Origin of the sequence: Pseudoprimorskyibacter insulae, assembly GCF_900302505.1 — a bacterium.
Taxonomy (GTDB): Bacteria; Pseudomonadota; Alphaproteobacteria; order Rhodobacterales; family Rhodobacteraceae; genus Pseudoprimorskyibacter; species Pseudoprimorskyibacter insulae.
In genome coordinates this window covers 300567-320179 of sequence record NZ_OMOJ01000004.1, presented here as the reverse complement: position 1 = coordinate 320179, position 19613 = coordinate 300567, and the positions used below count along the sequence as shown (strand labels likewise).

The 19613-nt window shown below is 60.6% G+C and carries 13 protein-coding genes; 9 read left to right on the top strand and 4 right to left on the bottom strand.

The features are described from left to right. Window positions 1-21: 21 nt before the first annotated feature. Window positions 22-1239, top strand: coding sequence for an ROK family transcriptional regulator (locus tag PRI8871_RS12130; RefSeq protein WP_108886523.1), 1218 nt, complete (start codon window positions 22-24; stop codon window positions 1237-1239). Then, window positions 1229-2755, top strand: coding sequence for a CRTAC1 family protein (locus PRI8871_RS12125; RefSeq protein WP_108886478.1), 1527 nt, complete (start codon window positions 1229-1231; stop codon window positions 2753-2755). The genes PRI8871_RS12130 and PRI8871_RS12125 overlap by 11 nt, the downstream gene beginning before the upstream one ends. Here PRI8871_RS12125 and PRI8871_RS12120 read toward each other — a convergent pair. Continuing rightward, complete coding sequence (locus tag PRI8871_RS12120; protein WP_108886477.1) at window positions 2752-4071, bottom strand: cytochrome-c peroxidase; 1320 nt, start codon at window positions 4069-4071, stop codon at window positions 2752-2754. The genes PRI8871_RS12125 and PRI8871_RS12120 overlap by 4 nt on opposite strands. A gap of 229 nt (window positions 4072-4300) precedes the next feature. On the opposite strand from PRI8871_RS12120, the gene fabI reads away from it, so the two are divergent. Further along, on the top strand, window positions 4301-5065 hold the full coding sequence (gene fabI / locus PRI8871_RS12115; RefSeq protein ID WP_108886476.1) for an enoyl-ACP reductase FabI: 765 nt from the start codon (window positions 4301-4303) through the stop codon (window positions 5063-5065). A 3-nt stretch (window positions 5066-5068) separates the two neighbouring features. Here the strand turns inward: fabI and PRI8871_RS20130 are convergent, their stop codons facing one another. Next, window positions 5069-9412, bottom strand: coding sequence for a beta strand repeat-containing protein (locus PRI8871_RS20130; RefSeq protein ID WP_108886475.1), 4344 nt, complete (start codon window positions 9410-9412; stop codon window positions 5069-5071). Between the two features lie 159 nt (window positions 9413-9571). Beyond that, window positions 9572-11380 carry a calcium-binding protein gene (locus tag PRI8871_RS12105; RefSeq protein ID WP_181389453.1) on the bottom strand — a complete coding sequence of 603 codons (1809 nt, stop codon included), beginning with the start codon at window positions 11378-11380 and terminating at the stop codon, window positions 9572-9574. Between the two features lie 304 nt (window positions 11381-11684). Here PRI8871_RS12105 and PRI8871_RS12100 point away from each other — a divergent pair, with 304 nt between their 5' ends. The 5 genes from PRI8871_RS12100 to murD all read left to right on the top strand — a co-directional run bounded on the left by PRI8871_RS12100 (window position 11685) and on the right by murD (window position 17080). Beyond that, window positions 11685-13109, top strand: a complete 1425-nt coding sequence (locus tag PRI8871_RS12100; RefSeq protein ID WP_108886473.1) for a circularly permuted type 2 ATP-grasp protein — start codon at window positions 11685-11687, stop codon at window positions 13107-13109. Continuing rightward, window positions 13109-14050, top strand: coding sequence for an alpha-E domain-containing protein (locus PRI8871_RS12095; protein WP_108886472.1), 942 nt, complete (start codon window positions 13109-13111; stop codon window positions 14048-14050). The genes PRI8871_RS12100 and PRI8871_RS12095 overlap by 1 nt, the downstream gene beginning before the upstream one ends. Further along, window positions 14028-14852 carry a transglutaminase family protein gene (locus PRI8871_RS12090; protein ID WP_306418455.1) on the top strand — a complete coding sequence of 275 codons (825 nt, stop codon included), beginning with the start codon at window positions 14028-14030 and terminating at the stop codon, window positions 14850-14852. The genes PRI8871_RS12095 and PRI8871_RS12090 overlap by 23 nt, the downstream gene beginning before the upstream one ends. 27 nt (window positions 14853-14879) lie before the next feature. After that, window positions 14880-15593 carry a proteasome-type protease gene (locus PRI8871_RS12085; RefSeq protein WP_245897849.1) on the top strand — a complete coding sequence of 238 codons (714 nt, stop codon included), beginning with the start codon at window positions 14880-14882 and terminating at the stop codon, window positions 15591-15593. Window positions 15594-15679: 86 nt separating this feature from the next. Beyond that, window positions 15680-17080, top strand: a complete 1401-nt coding sequence (gene murD / locus PRI8871_RS12080) for a UDP-N-acetylmuramoyl-L-alanine--D-glutamate ligase (RefSeq protein WP_108886469.1) — start codon at window positions 15680-15682, stop codon at window positions 17078-17080. Here the strand turns inward: murD and PRI8871_RS12075 are convergent. Continuing rightward, the gene (locus PRI8871_RS12075) at window positions 17077-18255 is read right to left on the bottom strand and encodes a BaiN/RdsA family NAD(P)/FAD-dependent oxidoreductase (protein ID WP_108886468.1); all 1179 of its coding nucleotides are present in this window, start codon (window positions 18253-18255) and stop codon (window positions 17077-17079) included. The genes murD and PRI8871_RS12075 overlap by 4 nt on opposite strands. Before the next feature lie 165 nt (window positions 18256-18420). On the opposite strand from PRI8871_RS12075, the gene ftsW reads away from it, so the two are divergent. After that, the gene (gene ftsW, locus PRI8871_RS12070; protein WP_108886467.1) at window positions 18421-19590 is read left to right on the top strand and encodes a putative lipid II flippase FtsW; all 1170 of its coding nucleotides are present in this window, start codon (window positions 18421-18423) and stop codon (window positions 19588-19590) included. Window positions 19591-19613 lie beyond the last annotated feature (23 nt).

The following is a 19613-nucleotide window of genomic DNA, read 5'->3' as shown; positions in this document are numbered from 1 at the left end:
GACGCAGTTTTGAAGAAGACCATGGCAGAGGTTCAGGTGGTCCGACCGTCGTCGGATCAGCGAGAATCCGGTCGATTACAAGTGCTTGACACGATCCGATCAGCTGGCCGGATCGCCCGGATCGACATCGCGCAGGCCACAGGATTTAGCCCTGCCACGGTGACCGCGATCACTTCGGAGCTTCTGGCCGCCGGGCTTATCGAGGAATCATCCAGCGACGATCAGCCCAGTGAAACCCGGCGCGGACGCCCGCGTGTTACGCTGAAATTGCGGGGCAAAGCGCATCGCATTGCCGGGCTGAAGGTCGCGCAGCGCACCATCACCATGCTGATCGTGGATTTCGAAGGCAAAACCATCGTCGATCACGAGATGGAGTTCCCAACGGCCCGCGTGTCGCCCACCGAACTGGTGGACCGCATCTTGAAAATCGTCGACGCAACCTGCCGCAAAGGCGGGTTCGATCGGACGGGGCTATCGGGGCTGGGAATCGGCCTGCCGGGGCAGATCAACAGCGTGTCGAACTTCGTGCATTGGTCGTCCTCCTTGTTGGAACGGAACGTCGAACTTGGGGCGCTTCTGGCGCAGCGCCTGCCGTTTCCGGTGTTCGTGGATAACGATGCGAACCTTGTGGCCAAGGCCGAACATCTGTTCGGTAAGGGGCGGGAATCACGTAATTTTCTGGTTGTGACGCTGGAATTTGGCGTCGGCCTTGGTATCATGATTGATGGTGAGGTGTATCGTGGCCAACGGGGCTGCGGTGCCGAATTCGGGCACACCAAAGTGCAGCTGCACGGGGCGCTCTGCCAGTGTGGTCAGCGTGGCTGCCTTGAGGCATATGTCGGTGATTATGCCCTGCTGCGGGAAGCAAACGGCGTGACCGTGGGCGAGCCTTATACCGATGTCGCGCAGCTGGTTGCTGCCGCGCGGGGCGGCGATCAAGTGGCCATGTCGATCTTTGAACGGGCCGGGGCGATGTTCGGGATGGGGCTGGCCAATCTGATCAATATTTTCGACCCGGACCTGATCATTCTCGCGGGGCGCAGCCACAACAAACGCCATATTTTTCTGGATGCCGCTGTCACGCGGGCGATGCAGTCCGTGGTGCAGGTCGATGCGCCCCCGCCAGAAATACGCACACACGGTTGGGGCGATTTGATGTGGGCCAAAGGGGCCGCCGCCTATGCCATCGAAAAGGTGTCTGGCCTGACGGTCAAGGATGTGACGCGCAATGCCTCGTAATCTATGGATTTTTCTACAAGGCGGGGTGCTGGTTTTGGGCGCACCTGCACAGGCTGCCGATCCCGTTTTCGCACCGCGCCCCGTGACCGAGCACCGCTATGACGGCGGGTGGGAACACTTCGTCGGGGGCGGTGTTGCGGCCTTTGATTGCAACGGCGATGAACTGCCCGAACTTTACGCCGCCGGTGGCAGCAACCCGGCGGAACTGTTCCTCAATCAGTCAGGTGAGGGCGGGTTAACCTTCGCGCCCAGCACCCCGGATGCCCTATCTCTGACAGGCGTCACTGGTGCTTACCCGATTGATATTGATGGAGATTCTGTGCTTGATCTGGCCATTCTTCGGGTCGGCCCTGATGTCCTGATGCGCGGGCTGGGCGATTGCCAATTCGCACCCTTCGACGGTCTGTCGTTTGAGACGGGCGATCATTGGAGCACGGCTTTTTCTGCCACATGGGAGGCGGGGCAGGCCCTGCCGACGCTGGCGATCGGCACCTATGTTGACCGCAGCGACCCGAACGGGCCGTTTATGACCTGCGATGACACGCTGCTGTATCGGCCTGACGGCGACCACTATGCGCCGCCGCATGCGCTAACCCCCGGATTTTGCGCGCTTTCGATGCTGTTTACCGATTGGTCCCGCACCGGCCGCGCTGATCTGCGCATCAGCAATGACCGCCATTACTATGTGCGCGGCGGGCAAGAACAAATGTGGGCGATGGAGCCCGCGCCGCGCCTCTATTCCGAGGCCGAGGGCTGGGCGCCCTATAGCCTGTGGGGCATGGGAATCGCGTCGCGCGATGTGACGGGGGACGGATATTCCGACGTTTACCTGACATCGATGGGCGATCAGAAGTTTCAGACCTTTGACCCTGCGAGCGGCGGGCCGGTTTACCGCGACGCCACCTACGCACGCGGCACCACGGCGCATCGGCCTTATACGGGCGGCGATGGGCGGCCTTCGACCGGGTGGCACGCGGCTTTTGGCGATGTGAACAACGACGGGCTGGACGATGTGTTCGTCGCCAAGGGCAATGTCGAACAGATGCCGGACGCGGCGATGCACGACCCCAACAACCTGCTGATGCAACAGCCAGACGGCACCTTTGCCGAAAGCGGTGCGGCGGCGGGCCTAGCCAGCATGGAACGCGGGCGCGGGGCGGCTTTGGTTGATCTGAACTTGGACGGTATGCTTGATCTGGCGGTGGTCAATCGCCGCGCGCCGCTAGAGCTGTATCAGAACGTGACCGCGGGCGCAGGCAACTGGCTGTTGGTGGCGTTGCAAGGGCAGAGCGGAAATAGCCAAGCCATTGGGTCTTTTGTGGAATTGCGCGTCGGTGGCCAAGTGCAAACCCGCGAAATGACCATCGGCGGTGGCCATGCCGGGGGCGATGCAGGATATCTGCATTTCGGTCTGGGCAATGCCGAACACGCCGAGATTCGGGTCATTTGGCCGGATGGCCAAGTGGGCGACTGGCAGGCGGTGTCCGCCAACCAGCGCCTTAGCTTATCCCGTTAACGATCAACCGGCAGTCCGCTGGGCACGCGATCGGGAATGCCCAAACGCTCGGCCGGGTCTTCCAGCGCATGCAGGAAAGCGATGATCGCGTCGATCTGGCCGCTTGATAGCATCGGCGTGACCGGGCGGGCGACATCGGCCAAAGCGGCCATATCCTGCGGGCTTTGCAAGATCAGATCATCCTTCGCGGTGCTAAGATCCGGCAATACCGCGCTGCTAAGTTGATACCCCTGCAAGCTGGCGACCGGGTCCATGTGCTGGCGGATCATCGCGCCAAGATCGGCAAATGCGCCGTCATGGCCATAGGGCGCGGTCAGGGTCACATTGCGCAGCGACGGCGTGCGAAAGGCAAAGGCGTCTGCAGCCGCGCCCGTCACGCGCAAACGGCCATCATCGCGGTGGTGGTTTTCGAACCGCGCGGCCTTGCCGGGGCCGATCTGGGGCAGGGCCAACGCGTGAAAATCGTGGTCGGTTTGCAGCCAGCCGCTGTGACAGGCCGCGCACCCGGCCTCGCCGTAAAACAGTTCCATTCCAAGGGTTTGCGCATCTGTCAGTGAGGAGCCACCGGCCATGTAACGGTCAAAGGCGCTATTGTCGGCCCGCCATTCGACCCGGATGAAATCGGCGATCAGGTTGCCGATCTCAGGGAAGGTGATGGGGCTGCCGGGGCCGTTCACCGCGTCGAACTTGGCGCGATATTCTGGGATTTCGGAAACCCGCGCTGCCAGTTGGTCCCACGCGCCGCCCGGCTGGCTGAGAAGGCCAAGGCGCACCGTTTTGCTGATGTCGTTTTCCGCGTAATGCCCGGCCATTTCGTCGGGTGACAACACGGGGAACATCGCCTGCGCTGCCAGCGCTGAGTCGAACCCTTCGGCCATATCGGCCCCTAGCGGCGTGCGCACGCCGTGCGGTTGGCTGGGATCATCCTGCAACCGGCCATCGTGGAAAAACGTCGTAAATTCAATCGCTCCGAGGTTCCAAAGCGCCGGTGCGTTGCGCGGAATGCGTTGTTCCGGCAGGTTGGCCGGGTCGGGTTTGCGATCGGGGCCAAGGCCAATGCCGCCATCGCCAATGCCAAGCGACAACCCGTCCGCCGTGCCAAAGCGCGGATGGTGGCAGGTGGCGCAGCTGACCGATTTATTGCCCGACAGGATCGGATCGTAGAACAACAGTTGGCCAAGCGCGGCGCGGTCGGCATGGGGTGTATTGAACACGGGGCGCGGTCCTAGGTCTGGCTGGGTCTGCCCGACCACCGGCATGGCCGTCGCCACCGTCAGAGACGCAGCAAGACGCCAGAGATTCGCGATATTTGCCATAGCTGGCCCCATATTAATTCAGTCCGTGAATTAACAATGCCAAGGGGGAGGGCGTCAACCGATTGATGCGCTGCGATGCAGTATCGGATGGCCTCAAAAACGCGCAAATGGTGGGGGTCTGCCAAATCAACACGCGTGTCGTTCGACGCCGGGCCGGATTGAGCTACAAAGTCGTGCCGTCGTTACAAGAGCTTGGCACAGTAAGGCAGGGCCATAAAAGGGGACGGCAATGTTTTCACTTCAGGGCAAAAAGGCGCTGATTGTCGGGGTCGCGAATGCGCAGTCCATCGCCTATGGCTGTGCCAAGGCGCTGCGGATGCAGGGGGCGGATCTGGCGATTACCTATCTGAATGCCAAGGCCGAACCTTATGTCCGCCCACTCGCCGAAGATTTGGGCGCGCAGATCATCGCACCGCTGGATGTGGCCGATCACGGGCAGATCGACGCCTTGTTTGACCAGATCGGGGCGGAATGGGGCACGTTGGATACCGTCCTGCATTCCATCGCCTTTTGCCCGGCAGAGGATCTGCATGGCCGCGTCACCGATTGTTCGCGTGCGGGTTTTGCCACGGCGATGGATATCTCGGTCGGCAGTTTCATGCATCTGGTGCGCAAATCCGAACCGATGATGCCGAATGGTGGAACCTGCATGACGGTGAGCTATTACGGCGCGGAAAAGGTCGTCGATCATTACAACGTCATGGGGCCGGTCAAGGCCGCGCTGGAAAGCGTGACCCGCTATATGGCGGCGGAACTTGGGCCGAAGGGGATCAGCGTGCACGCATTGTCGCCCGGACCATTAAAGACCCGGGCGGCAAGTGGCATTGCGCATTTTGATGAGCTGTTGGACAAAGCGGCCCAGAAGGCCCCCACTCATCACCTTGCGACGATCGAAGATGTGGGGGCCTATGCCGCGTTTCTGGCCAGCACGGAAGCCGCCAATGTCACCGGTGGGGTGCACTATATCGATGGCGGCTACCATATTGTCGGCTAGCGCTTAGCCGAGCAGGTCGAAGGTCTGACCGGCGGCCAGCACGTTCAGGCTGGTTTGCGCATCGCCATCGACCAAGGCCCAGAGCAGGTTGCCCGATGGGAGATGCGTGACGAACACCTCTTGCACGGCGGCATCGCCGGCGTTCGGGGTGCTGGCCCGCTGCACAAGGAAGTCGGACTTGACCGCGACACCGCCACCAAAGAACAGCACGTCGCCTTCGGCCGCGTTGTAGTCCTGGATCCAGTCGGACCCGTGTCCGGCGGCATTGGTGTGATAGAATTTATCAGCCCCCGTGCCACCGTTCACCCGGTCGAAGCCAAACCCACCGTTGATGAAATCATTGCCGTTGCCGCCAAAGATCTGGTCGGACCACGCAGACCCGGTCAGCACATCATTGCCGTCCCCACCGATCACCAGATCGACGCCAAATCCGCCTTCGATGCTGTCGTCACCCGCGTCGCCGCGCAACTCGTCATTGCCGTAGCCGCCGTCGATAGAGTCGTTGCCGTCACCGCCATAGACCACATCCCGCAGGTCGTCGCTGGTGGCACCGCCAAGGAGGGTGTCATTGCCCGCACCGCCGATCAGCAGGTCAAGCCCGTCGCCGCCAAGGATGCTATCGTTGCCATCCTCGCCCGACAGACGGTCATTGCCGCCAAGGCCGGAAATGGTGTCATTGCCACCGCCGCCGGTCAGGGTGTCGTTCCCTTCGGTGCCGACAAGGTTCAGGTTGGCACTGGCGCGAAGCTGGGCTTCGGTGAACAGGCCATCCCGAAAGATGAACTCTTCCACGCCTTCGAAAGTGTCGGTGCCCTCTGGTCCAGACAGGATCAGCTGTGCACCGTTGACCGTGACCGTGGTGTCGGCCAGCGCAGCGTCATGCAGGATCACCTGATCGGTGCCGTCGCCGCCAATGACCAGATCGTTGCCCAGACTGGGCGCAAACCCGTCATTGCCGTCACCGCCCAGCAAGGTGTCATTGCCTTCGCCGCCATTCAGGAAGTCGTTGCCCCCAAGGCCAGACAGGCTGTCATTGCCGGTCATGCCGTAGATTGTGTCATTGCCTGAATCGCCGGTCAGGGTGTCATCATCGACCGTGCCGTTGATGATCTGGCCCGCCGGGGGCAGCAGATCGGCCACGGCGACGGTTTTGTCATTGAAGACGATGGTTTCCACGCCGGATACGGTGTCCATCCCATCCGCCGAGGAGATGGTAAACGTGCCTTGATCGCCGCCAAGCGTGACATTGGCCTGATCGTCGTGGATGCGCAGCCGGTCCGTGCCAGCGCCGCCCGCGATCACGTCATTGCCCGTGCCACCATCGAGGTAGTCATTATCGGCCCCGCCGTCGAGCAGGTCATTGCCTGCAGCTCCGGCCAGACTGTCATTGCCGCCGCCGCCGCGCAGGGTGTCGTTGCCCGAGCCAGCCGTGATGTTATCCGTGCCGTTCGACTGGTCGTCATAGTCGAAGATGTCGATCCCCGTGAAGTCGAGGTTGTTGACGTAGTAGCCATCGAATTGGCCGCTGAACCCGTCTGTTCCGGCGGTCGCCGTCATATAGGCCCCGCCCGAGTCCGTCCGGGTGTTGGTCACTTTCAGCGTGTCGATCCCTGCGCCGCCGTGAACCGCGTCCCAGCTGGCCAGAACCATTTCGATCCGGTCATCGCCCGCACCGGTGGTGAACACATCGCCTTGCGAGGTGGCGATATCGGTGTTGCTGACGATGGTGTCATTGCCCGCACCTGTGGTCAGGTTCGCGCCTTCGATGTTCTTGACACTGCCGCCGCCGTGATAGGTGGAGGTTTGATTCAGGTTGATCAAAACAGCCGTGTCATTGGCGCTGATATCGGCGGTCCAATAATCCACACCGGTGCCGCCATCGATCGTATCCAGTCCGCCGCCACTGATCAGGGTGTCATTGCCCGCGCCACCGGACAGGCTGTCGTTGCCCATGCCCGAAACGAACCGGTCATTGCCGCCTGCGTTGTCGATAAAGGTGAAGTGGTTCACCCCGTGAAAGTCGATGTTGTTGGTGTAATACCCATCGATAAAGCCGGAATAGCCTTCGCCATTTTCGTCCTCGGAAAAGGCGCTGACGTTGACATGCGGGCTGGCTACCAGATCGGTTGTCACGATCAGACGGTCATCGCCCGGACCCATCCAGACGCCATCCCACGCCGCCAGCGACAGGGTCACCACGTCGTCCCCCGCGCCGGTGTCGATGATATCGCCGTAGTTACTTTCGCGCAGGGCAAGGCCGGTGATGGCGTCATTGCCGGACCCGGTCTTCAGGTTCATCCCTTCGACATTGGTCAGAGCGCCGCCGCCGGGCAGGGTGCTGGGGCCGTTCAGGTCGACCACGACTGCAGTGGTCAGGCCCGAATGATCGGCCATCCAGTAGTCGCGACCTTCGCCGCCATCGACGGTGTCATTGCCCGACCCGCTGTTCAGCGTGTCATTGCCGCCGCCACCGATCAGCAGATCCGCGCCTGCGCCCGAGGTGAAGTTGTCGCTTGTGCCGGCGGTATCGATGAAGGTGAAGTCATTGATCCCCGAGAAGTCGATGTTGTTGGTGTAATAGCCGTCAATGAACCCCGAATAGCCGGTGCCATCATCGGTGGCCCTAAAAGAGCTCATGACGACCGCGCCGTCGCTCACATCGTTGGTGACGATCAGCCGGTCATTGCCGGTGCCGCCAACGACCAGATCCCAGCGGTGCAGCGCCAATTGGATGATGTCATCACCGGCACCACCGTTGACGGTGTCGTTCATATAGACTGAGTCGTGGCCGCGCAGCGTGTCGTTGCCGCTGCCCGACAGCAGGTTCATGCCTTCCATATTCGTCAGCGTGCCGCCGCCGGGCAGGGTAGAGGTGCCGTTCAGGTCAATGCTCAGCGGTGTGGTGACCGCGCTCAGGTCCGCGACCCAAGCGTCATTGCCGTCGCCGCCATTCACCGTGTCCTGACCTGCACCGCTGTTCAGCGTGTCATTGCCACCGCCGCCGGTCAGGCTGTCATTGCCGGACCCGGCAACAAAGTGGTCGTTGCCGTTGTTCAGATCGGTGAAGGTGAAATGCTCGATCCCGGAAAAGTCGATGTTGTTGATATAATAGCCATCGATAAAGCCAGTGTACCCGAATGTCCCTTCGGGGGTCCGGGTGTTGGTCAGGGAAAGCCCGGTGCCGGGGCTGACTTGGTTGGTCACCACCAGCCGGTCGCTGCCTGCGCCGCCATCGACGCTATCCCAGCCGCCAAGCCATAGGGTGATCAGGTCATCGCCGCCGCCCGAGTGCACGGTGTCGCCATAGTTGGTTTCCCCGCTGACACAGCCGGTCAGACTATCGTTGCCGCCGGCGGTGGTGACGTCGAAGCCTTCGACATTCTGCACGCTGCCTTGGCCCAGATAGGTCGATGGCCCGTTCAGGTCGATGGCCACGGCCGTGTCGCTAAAGCTGGTATCGCCCTGCCAGAAGTCACGCCCTTCGCCGCCGTCGATGGTGTCATAGCCTTGCGCCGACCGCATGGTGTCATTGCCCATACCGCCGAACAGGCTGTCGTTGCCATTGCCGGTGTTCAGGTTGTCATTGCCGCCAGCATTGTCGATGACGGTGAAATGCTCGATCCCGGAAAAGTCGATGTTGTTGATGTAATTGCCGTCGATAAAGCCTGAATAGCCATCCGCCCCAAGCGTGAGACTATCAATCGACATGGTCGGTTCGGCAAGGTTGTTGGTGACGTGCAGACGGTCGTCGCCTGTACCGCCTTCAACCGCATCCCAGCCGCCAAGATCCAATTTGATCAGGTCATCGCCTGCGCCGCCGCGGATGGTGTCGCCATAGTTGGTTTCCATCAGGGCATGGCCGACGACCGTGTCATTGCCCGCGCCCATGGTCAGGTTCACGCCTTCAACGTTCTGCACCACCCCGCCCGTGCCGTAGTTGGACACAGCGTTCAGGTCGATCAGGGTATTGGCACTGAATTCCGACAGATCCGCGCCCCAGAAATCGCGCCCGGCACCGCCGTTGATCTGGTCGCTTCCCGTGCCGCTGTAGACGGTGTCATTGCCGCCAGCGAGGTTGAAGATATCGTCCCCCGCACCAGTGGTCAGGCGCGAGCTGGTATCAGATTGAACATTGACGGTGAACGCCTCAATCGAGGTGAAGTAGGCGTTGAAAGTATAATACCCGTCGAACAGCCCACTATAGGTGTTCCCATTGTCGGTGATAGTCAGTTCAACACCGCCCTCGGGGCGGGTGTAGGTATAGGTCAGCCGATCAAAATCCGCCGTGCCATGGAGCACATTGTCGGACGTGTTCGAATAGACGTCAGTGACGAAGAAATTAGCCATGATGATCCCCCTTTATGAAATTATGTTAAAACTTCCGGGAGACATTCGAATTGACGCATATCAAATTTGCCCCGCAACTCAGCAAGTTGGCGAAACATTTTGCATGACGTTGCGTAATGCGGGTGTGCCCAGAGGCTGCGGCCTCTGGGCAGTTTGGGCTTAGGCCAACAGGTCGAAAACCTCGGCGCCGGATTTGACGTTCAGGCTTGTTTGGGCGTCGCCATCCACCAGCGCCCATAGCAGAACGCCTGTGCTTTTATGGGTCACAAACACTTCCTGTACGTTTGCGGCGCCTGCGGTCGGGGTGGTTGCGCGCTGCACAAGGAAGTCATCTTTGACCGCGCTTCCGCCGTAAAACAGCACGTCACCTTCGGCGGCATCGTAGTCCTGAATCCAGTCGCTGCCGTGGTTGGAATCTCCAATATGATAGAATTGGTCGGCCCCATCACCGCCGTTCAGACGGTCAAACCCGAAGCCGCCGTTCAGGAAATCATCGCCCGCACCGCCAAACAGGGCGTCGGACAGGGCGCTGCCGGAAAGCGAGTCGTTGCCCGCTTCGCCGATCAATTCGTCCGAGCCATAGCCGCCTTCGGCGCTGTCATCGCCGGACCCGGCATAGACCAGATCGTTGCCAGTTCCGGCGTCGATTGTATCGTTGCCTGCGCCCGCATAGATCACGTCGCGCAGATCCGCGCCATTGCTGGCCGATCCCGCGCCATAGATCAGGTCGTCGCCGTCACCGCCGTTCAGCGTGTCGCTATCCGCGCCGCCATGCAATGTGTCATTGCCAGCCCCGCCGATCAGGGTGTCATTTCCTTCGCGGCCTTCCAGACTGTCATCGCCCGCGCCCGCATCAAGACGACTGTTGCCGCTGCCCTGAAGCGTGTCATTGCCAGACCCGGAATAGATCGTGTCATTGCCCGAGCCGTGGTTGTACTGAAGGCCAAAGGTCAGCTCATTGGCGATGATCGTATCATCCTCTAGGCTGCCATTGATATAGAACGACCCAAAGCTAGAACTGACATCGCTGATGCGGCCATTCAGGTTTGTGCGCCCGGCGGTCACCAGATTGATGCCCGACAGGTTCTGGATGTCGTCAAAGAATTCCAGCTGGCCCGCATTGGCATAGACGGACCCGGCGTGCAGAACCTCAACATCAATCAGGGTGAGGCCTTGCAGGTATAACGCACTGAAGGTGTTGTTCTGCACCGTGTCTGTGCCGTCGCCGCCGTCGATGGTGTCTTGCGGCGGGTTGGTGATCTGGCCTTTGTACTTGACCAAGAACAGATCATCGCCCGCGCCGCCTTCCAGCGTGTCGGTGCCGGACGATCCGGTCAGTGTGTCATTGCCCGCGCCGCCGCGCACAAGGTCGTCGCCATCGCCAGCGGTGATTTCATCATTTCCGGACCCACCAGTCAGCGTGTCATTGCCACCGTAATTATCCTCAAGATACCAGCCAAAGGAAAAGCCGCTGAGGTTGATGTTGTCATCCCCGTTCGAGGCCAAAAACCGCCCGGCGCGATCATCGGTGGTGTTGCTGAAATCGGTGCTGCCCGCCGCGACATGTCGGAACTCTCCGACATTGATCAGCGAGGTGAACAGGTCCGCCTGACCCGGCGTGATCATCAATGTCTTGCTGTTCATGTCGAGGGTTTCGACGTCCTGGAAGACGAGGTTCTGGATGCGTTCAACGCCGCTGGTGGCAGGCAGGATCAGCACCGTGTCGATGCCATCGCCGCCGTTCATCGTGTCGGTGTCATCGTCGTAGCGCCAGATCAGCGTGTCATTGCCGCCATCGCCAAACAATTGGTCCGCGCCATCGTCACCGGACAGGGTGTCATCCCCGGCGCCGCCAAACAGGCTATCGTCGCCTCCCAGACCGTTGATGATATCGTCTTCGACCGTCCCGACCAGAGACGGGTTGTCCGCACCATTGTCATTGCCGGACGTTCCATTGAATGTTGCCATGACTGGCCCCCCACTCATTATACAAAGCATTGCCCCCGCGCCGCGGGACGAAAAAGGAATGGTTCAGTCTTGCCCCATGAGGGATTCGAGTCAAATCTGGGGAGGCAAGGTCACAAACGGGTGACGCGCCAACGTCGCGAAACGGCATCTGCGGAACAAACAGGCAGACATTCGGCGTGGGCGATATAATAATAGGCACGGGCCTGTCAGATGCATAATTCGGTGGCGGTTCGATTTGAAATTGTGTCTAGCTGGTGGGCAAGACGCGGCAATATTAAAGAAGTCAAAGGCTTAAGCTGATTTCATGGAGCAAGATCCGATATTCGATGAGATGGGTGGCACTGGCGGCGAGGTCCGGCCCCCCTATGAGGTGTTCAAGACCTGGTTCGATGGCGAAGACCCATCCAGATTACGGGCCAAGCAGCGCGAAGCCGAAGAACTGTTCCGACTGACGGGGATCACCTTCAACGTCTATGGCCGGGCCGAGGCCGAAGAACGGCTGATCCCCTTCGACATCGTACCGCGCATCATTTCGGGGCGGGAATGGCAGAAACTGTCGCGCGGGATCGAACAGCGCGTGCGCGCCATAAACGCCTTTCTGCATGACATCTACAACCGTCAGGAAATCATCATAGCAGGCCGCATTCCCGAACGGATGATCAGCCAGAACGCTGCCTTCCTTCCGCATATGATCGGCGTGACGCCTCCGGGCGGGATTTATACGCATATCGTGGGCATAGACCTTGTCCGCACCGGGCCGGACCAGTTCTATGTTCTGGAAGACAACGCCCGCACGCCTTCGGGTGTCAGCTATATGCTGGAAAACCGGGAAACCATGCTTCAGATGTTTCCCGAACTTTTTGCCACGAACCGCGTGCAGCCTGTCGAAAATTACCCGGCCGCGCTGCGCCGATCCTTGGCAGCTTGTGCGCCGGAAAAGGCCAGCGGTCGTCCGACCGTCGCCGTTCTGACGCCGGGGATCTATAACGCCGCGTATTTTGAGCACGCCTTTCTGGCCGATCAAATGGGCGTTGAACTGGTCGAAGGCCATGACCTGCGGGTCGTGGACGGGCGTGTCGCCATGCGCACAACCAGCGGGTATAAACCAATTGACGTGATCTATCGCCGGATCGACGATGATTTCCTTGATCCGCTGAACTTCAACCCCGAAAGTCAGTTGGGCGTGCCGGGCATTATGGATGTCTACCGTTCGGGCGGGATCACCATCGCCAACGCGCCCGGAACGGGCATTGCCGACGATAAGGCGATCTATAGCTATATGCCTGAAATTGTTGAGTTCTACACCGGCGAGCGGCCCATCTTGGAAAACGTGCCGACATGGCGCTGTTCTGAGAAGGAGTCGCTGGACTATGTGTTGGATAACCTCGAAGATCTGGTCGTTAAAGAGGTGCACGGATCTGGCGGCTATGGCATGTTGATCGGCCCTACCGCGACGCGCAAGGAAATCGCCGAGTTCCGCCGCAAACTGACCGCCCGGCCATCCAACTACATCGCTCAGCCGACGCTATCGCTGTCCACCGTGCCGATCTTCACCCGGCAGGGGCTGGCCCCGCGTCACGTCGATCTGCGGCCTTTCGTTCTGGTTAGCCCCGAAGGGATCAACATCACGCCCGGCGGTCTGACGCGGGTGGCGCTGAAAAAAGGCTCGCTTGTGGTGAACTCATCGCAGGGCGGCGGCACCAAAGACACTTGGGTTCTGGAGGACTGATGCTCGGGAAAACTGCCAACGGCCTTTTCTGGATGTACCGTTCGCTAGAGCGGGCCGAGAACACAACACGACTGATTGAAACCGGCCAACGTATCGCCCTGACGCGGCTTGCGGCGGCGGATGACGAATGGCGGTCGATCATGCTGACGGCGGGCGTGCTGTCAGGCTATGAGGCCGCCAATGACGACATCGCCAAAGATCAGGTCATCGATTGGATGCTGCGGTCCAAGGACAACCATTCGTCGGTCATGACCTCAATCGCCAGCGCCCGCCAGAATGCGCGTATGGTGCGGACGGCGCTGACCACCGAAGTCTGGGAAGCGACGAACAGCACCTATATGACCTGCAAGGATTTGCTGGCCCGCAAGGTGAATGAACGCGATTTGCCGCAAACCCTTGGCGCGATCCGTCAGCGCACGTCCTTGGTGCGCGGCACCACGCATGGCACGATGCTACGGAACGACATTTATGATTTCGCCCGCATTGGCACGTTTCTGGAACGGGCCGACAACACCGCACGGATTCTGGACGTCAAATACTATGTCCTGCTGCCCTCGGTTATGTCGGTCGGGTCATCCATCGACAACGTGCAATGGGAAACGATCCTGCGCTCAGTCTCGGCCCGTGGCGGGTTCCGCATGGCCTATGGCAACAGCTACGACCCCCGCGATATCGTGCAATTCCTGATCCTTGACCGCCGGATGCCGCGCAGCTTGGCCTTCTGTATCAGTAAAATCTGCGATAACCTTGGCTATCTGACGGATGATCATGGCATCCGCCTGCCATCCTTCCAAATGGCCGATCAGATCCGGCGTCAGTTTCTTTCGCACGACATCGAGGCGATTTTCGAGTATGGCTTGCATGAGTATATTCAGAAAATTCTGAGCCTGATCGCCGATTTGGCCAGCCAGATCGAAATTGACTATAGATTCTACGAATGAGCCGATGCGCCTGAAGGTTTCACACACGACCCGCTATATATTTCCGTCCGAGGTCAATTTCGGTCTGCAACAGGTGCGCAAAACGCCCAAAGAGACCGATCAACAAACCATCCACGGCTGGACGACCACCATTCAGGGGGGCCAGTCGCAACTGAGCTTTACCGATTACCACAACAATCATGTGGAATTGGTCAGCTTTGAAAAGGGCACGACCGAACTGGTTCTGACCAGTGCCGGCGAAGTGCAGATCGCGGATTCCTATGGCGTGGTGGGGCGGCATCGCGGCCCGGCGCCTCTGTGGCTCTACCGTCAATCCACGGATCTGACCAAAATCGGGCAGGGGGTCAAAGCCTTGGCGCGTCAGGTCGAAGGCGCGACCGAGCTGGAGCGGATGCACAACCTGTCAGCGCTTGTCTTGCAGGCGGTCGGCTACGACAAATCGGTCAAGGCGGTGGATCGCAATGTCGAACAGATCCTCGAAGATGGCAATGGCGTTTGTCAGGATCACACCCATTTGTTTTTGGCCTGTGCCCGCGACATGGGCCTGCCCGCGCGCTACGTGTCGGGCTATCTGATGCTGGACACCCAAACCACGCAAGAAGCCATGCACGCCTGGGCCGAAGCCTATGTCGACGGGCTTGGCTGGGTCGGGTTCGACGTGTCGAACGCAATTTCGCCGGATGCCCGATATGTTCGCGTCGCGACAGGTCTGGACTATTCCCAAGCGGCCCCTGTAACTGGCATGCGGATTGGCGGCGAGGGCGAGGCTTTGGCTGTCGAAATCGAAGTGGTGCAGCAATAAAGGCCTGCCATGACGTATTGCGTTGGAATGATGCTCGAAAAGGGGCTGGTGTTCATGTCGGACACCCGAACCAATGCCGGGCTGGATAATATCTCGACCTTCCAGAAGATGAAGATCTGGGAACAGCCGGGGCAGGGCGTCATCACATTGATGTCCGCGGGAAATCTGGCAACGACGCAGGCCGTCGTCAGCATTTTGGACGAACGCACCAAGGCGCATGACGAACGCGATCCGTCTATTCTGGCGGTGCCGTCGATGTTTCAGGCCGCGCGCCTGATCGCCAAAACGCTGAAAGATGTGATCGCCAATCATGCCCAAGTCGGCCAGCGTGCCGATTCGGCGTTCAACGCGACCTTGATCCTTGGCGGGCAAATCGCGGGCGGGCCGCCGCGTCTGTTCCTGATCTATCCCGAAGGCAACTTCATCGAGGCCGGGGCAGACACGCCTTTCTTCCAAATTGGCGAGATGATGTACGGTCGCCCGATCCTTGTCCGCGCCTATGAGCCGGGCCTGAGCTTCGAAGAGGCGATGCGCCTGTTGCTGGTCAGCTTTGATTCCACCATCAAGGCGAACCTGACCGTTGGGCTGCCGCTGGACTTTCATTTCTATGAAACCGACAGTCTGGAACAGGGCAAAACGGGCCGGATTTCTGCGGATGATCCCTATTTTCTGGCCATTTCCCAAGGCTGGGGCGAAGCGCTGAAATCGGCCTTGGATCAACAACCGACCTTTGAATTCTAAGGCGCTGGGCGCGGGCCATCTGGCATCGCGCCGCGCTTTGCGCTAGCCCTGAGCCACAGCAAGGCCCACAGGAACGGAGCGGCAGAATGATCCCGGTACATGGTTTCGAAGACAAGCGCGTGGGCGTTCTGGGGCTTGGCCGGTCGGGCCTGTCAGCGGCGCGGGCCTTGAAGGAGGGCGGCGCGGTGCCGGTGTGCTGGGATGACAACCCCGACGCCCGCGCCAAGGCCGAGGCCGAAGGGTTTGAGATCGCCGAACTGGCACGCGGGCAGGTGATGGACGGCCTGTCGTGGCTGGTGGTCAGCCCCGGCATTCCGCACCTATACCCAACCCCGAACCCTGTGATCCGCGCCGCTTGGGGCGCAGGCGTGCCGGTGGACAACGATATTGGCCTGTTCTTCCGGGCGCTGTCGCATGCCGGATGGGAAGAGTTTGACACCATTCCGCGCGTCGTCGCGGTGACCGGATCAAACGGCAAATCCACGACTTCGGCGCTGATCCATCACATCCTGACCCATGCCAACCGGGCCTCGCAATTGGCGGGGAACATCGGGCGCGGCGTGCTGGATATTGACCCGCCCGAGGATGGCGGCGTCGTGGTGCTGGAACTGTCGTCCTATCAAACCGATCTGGCGCGGTCGCTGACGCCGGATATCGCAGTCTTCACCAACCTGTCGCCCGACCATCTGGACCGTCACGGCGGGCCGGGGGGCTATTTCGCGGCCAAGCGACGGCTGTTTGCCGAAGGCGGGCCGGACCGGGCGATCATCGGCGTGGACGAAGACGAAGGCCAGTTCATGGTCAACCAGCTGGTCGACGTTCCCAGCGATGACCGGGTAATCCGCGTATCGTCCGGGCAAAAGCTGACGGGGCCGGGGTGGATGGTGTTCGCCCGCAAAGGATTTCTGAGCGAATGGCGCAAGGGGCGTCAGGTCGGGTCAATTGATCTGCGCGACATTCGCGGGTTGCCGGGCGCGCACAACCACCAAAACGCCTGCGCGGCCTATGCCGCCTGCCGCTGCCTTGGCCTTGCGCCCCGCGTGATTGAGGCGGCTTTTGCCAGCTTCGAAGGCCTGCCGCATCGCAGCCAGTTGATTGCCGAAGCCAACGGCGTGACCTTCGTCAATGACAGCAAGGCCACCAATGTCGACAGCGCCGCCAAGGCGTTGCTGGCATTCAAGAATATCCGCTGGGTCTGTGGCGGCTTGCAGAAAGAGGGTGGTCTTGATGGCCTGTCCGAAGGGCTGGCCAATGTCGCCAAGGCCTATGTGATCGGGCGCGAAGCGGCAGGTTTTGCCCTGCAACTTCAGGGAGTCGAGGCCGAGATTTGCACCCATATGGATGTGGCTGTGGCCAAGGCGATCGAAGAGGCACAGCCGGGCGATGTGGTGCTTCTGGCCCCCGCGGCTGCCAGCTTTGACCAATACGACAATTTCGAAAAACGCGGCGAGGCTTTTGCCGCCGCCGTTCGCGCGAAACTGGGTTAAGCCTGCCCGATCGCGCGGCCTGCGGCGACCGCGCTGGACCAAGCCCATTGGAAGTTGTAGCCGCCCAGCCAGCCGGTGACGTCGAGCGCCTCGCCGATAAAGTACAGGCCGGGCTGATGCGCGGACATCATGGTTTTCGAGGACACCGCATCCGTCGCCACCCCGCCGAGCGTGACTTCGGCGGTGCGGTAGCCTTCGGTGCCTTGTGGCAAGACCTGCCAATCGCGCAGCGCCTCGGCCAGCGCGGCAATGCGTTTGTCCGACAGATCCCCCAGATTGCCGTTAAAGTCGATCTGCGGCGCCAGATGCTCCACCAGCCGCGCGGGCAGCAGGTTGGCCAGTTCGGTCGTCAGGCTGCGCTTGCCTTGCTGGGTGCGCAGGCCGCGCAGATGCGCCTCTAGGTCGGTGCCGGGCAACAAGTCAAAGCTGACCGTCTGACCTTCGCGCCAATAGCTGGACACTTGCAGCACCGATGGTCCTGACAGGCCGCGATGGGTGAATAGCAGGGCTTCGTCAAAGCTGGTGCCGTTGCTGGTGGCCCGAACCGGGCAGGCGACCCCGGCCAAGGGTTTGAACCGCCCATCGGGGAAGGTGAAGGGCACCAGTCCGGGGCGGGTTTCGGTCACGCTATGGCCGAATTGTTGTGCAATGTCATAGGCAAGGCCGGTCGCGCCCATCTTCGGGATGGATTTGCCGCCCGTCGCCACGATCAGATTTTTTGCGCGCACCTCGGTCCGCTGGCCGTTGCGGTCCAGCGTCGCGCGGAACCGGCTGCCGTCATGCGACAGATCCACCAACGCGGTTTCCAGCCAAAGCCGCGCGCCCGCGCGCTCCATCTCGGTCCGCAGCATATCGACGATCTGCCGGGCGCTATCGTCGCAGAACAACTGCCCAAGCGTCTTTTCGTGATAGGCGATGCCGTGCTTGGCGATCAGATCGACGAAATCCCACTGCGTATACCGCTTGAGCGCGGATTTGTGGAAATGCGGGTTGCCGCCCAAAAACCGCGATGGTTCGCAATACATATTGGTGAAATTGCAGCGCCCGCCGCCGGAGATGCGGATCTTTTCGCCCGGCGCCTTGGCATGGTCGATCACCAAAACATCCGCGCCCGCATGGGCGGCGGCCATCATACCGGCAGCACCGGCGCCAAGGATCAGGGTCTGGACGTTCATAGCCGCGAAGGACCACGGAACACGCCGCGACGCAAGCCATATCGGCGGGCAATCGCCGCGATTCGGACGCGCGCAATCTTTTCTGGCAAGGCGATTCGTTTTGCGATATCCTGTTCGGACAGACCCGGACAACCGGGCAGTTCAGAGGCAAAAGGCAGGCGCTTCATGACAGAGATGGTCTATGGATCGGCCCCCGTCCACGCGGGAGAGCCGGTGCTGCCGAAATGGTGGCGCACAGTGGACAAGTGGACCTTGTCCTGCATTCTGATGCTGTTTGGCGTTGGTATTTTGCTTGGTCTTGCGGCCTCGCCGCCGCTGGCCGAACGGAATGGCCATGCGGCCTTTTACTACGTTAAAAAACAGGCGTTTTTTGGCGGCATGGCGATCATCAGCATGTTCATCGTGTCGATGATGGACCCCAAAACCGTGCGCCGGTTTGCCGTTCTGGGCTTTGTTGCGGCCTTTGTCGCGCTGGCCATGTTGCCGTTCTTCGGCACGGACTTTGGCAAGGGCGCAACGCGCTGGTATAGCCTTGGGTTCGGATCGATTCAGCCGTCGGAATTCCTTAAGCCCGGCTTCGTTGTGGCCTCGGCCTGGATGATGGCCGCCGCGCAAGATTTGAACGGCCCGCCGGGGCGGCTTTGGTCCTTTGCGCTGACCGTTGCGATTGTTCTGATGCTGTCCATGCAGCCGGATTTTGGCCAGTCTGCGCTGATCCTGTTCGGCTGGGGCGTGATGTATTTCGTTGCCGGTGCGCCGATGCTGATCCTTGTGGCGATTGCCGGTCTGGTCGTGCTGGGCGGCACTTTTGCCTATAGCAATTCCGAACACTTCGCGCGGCGGATTGACGGGTTCCTGAACCCTGAAATCGATCCAACCACCCAGATCGGCTATGCCACGAACGCCATTCAAAGCGGTGGTTTCTTCGGCGTTGGCGTGGGCGAAGGTCAGGTGAAATGGTCGCTGCCTGATGCGCACACCGATTTTATCATCGCCGTTGCCGCCGAGGAATACGGGCTGGTGCTGGTGCTTGTCATCATCGGGCTATATGCAACGATCGTCGTCCGGTCGCTGACGCGGCTGATGCGCGAACGTGATACCTTTATTCGTCTGGCCGGAACCGGGCTTGCCTGCATGTTCGGGGTTCAGGCGATGATCAACATGGGCGTTGCGGTGCGTCTGTTGCCGGCCAAGGGCATGACACTGCCCTTCGTCAGCTACGGCGGATCGTCGCTTATTGCGACTGGGATTGCGGTTGGCATGCTGCTGGCCTTTACAAGGACCCGTCCGCAAGGCGAAATAGGCGACATTCTGAAAGGGCGCGGCAGGCTCTAGGCCGCTGCGACCTGACTGTACAA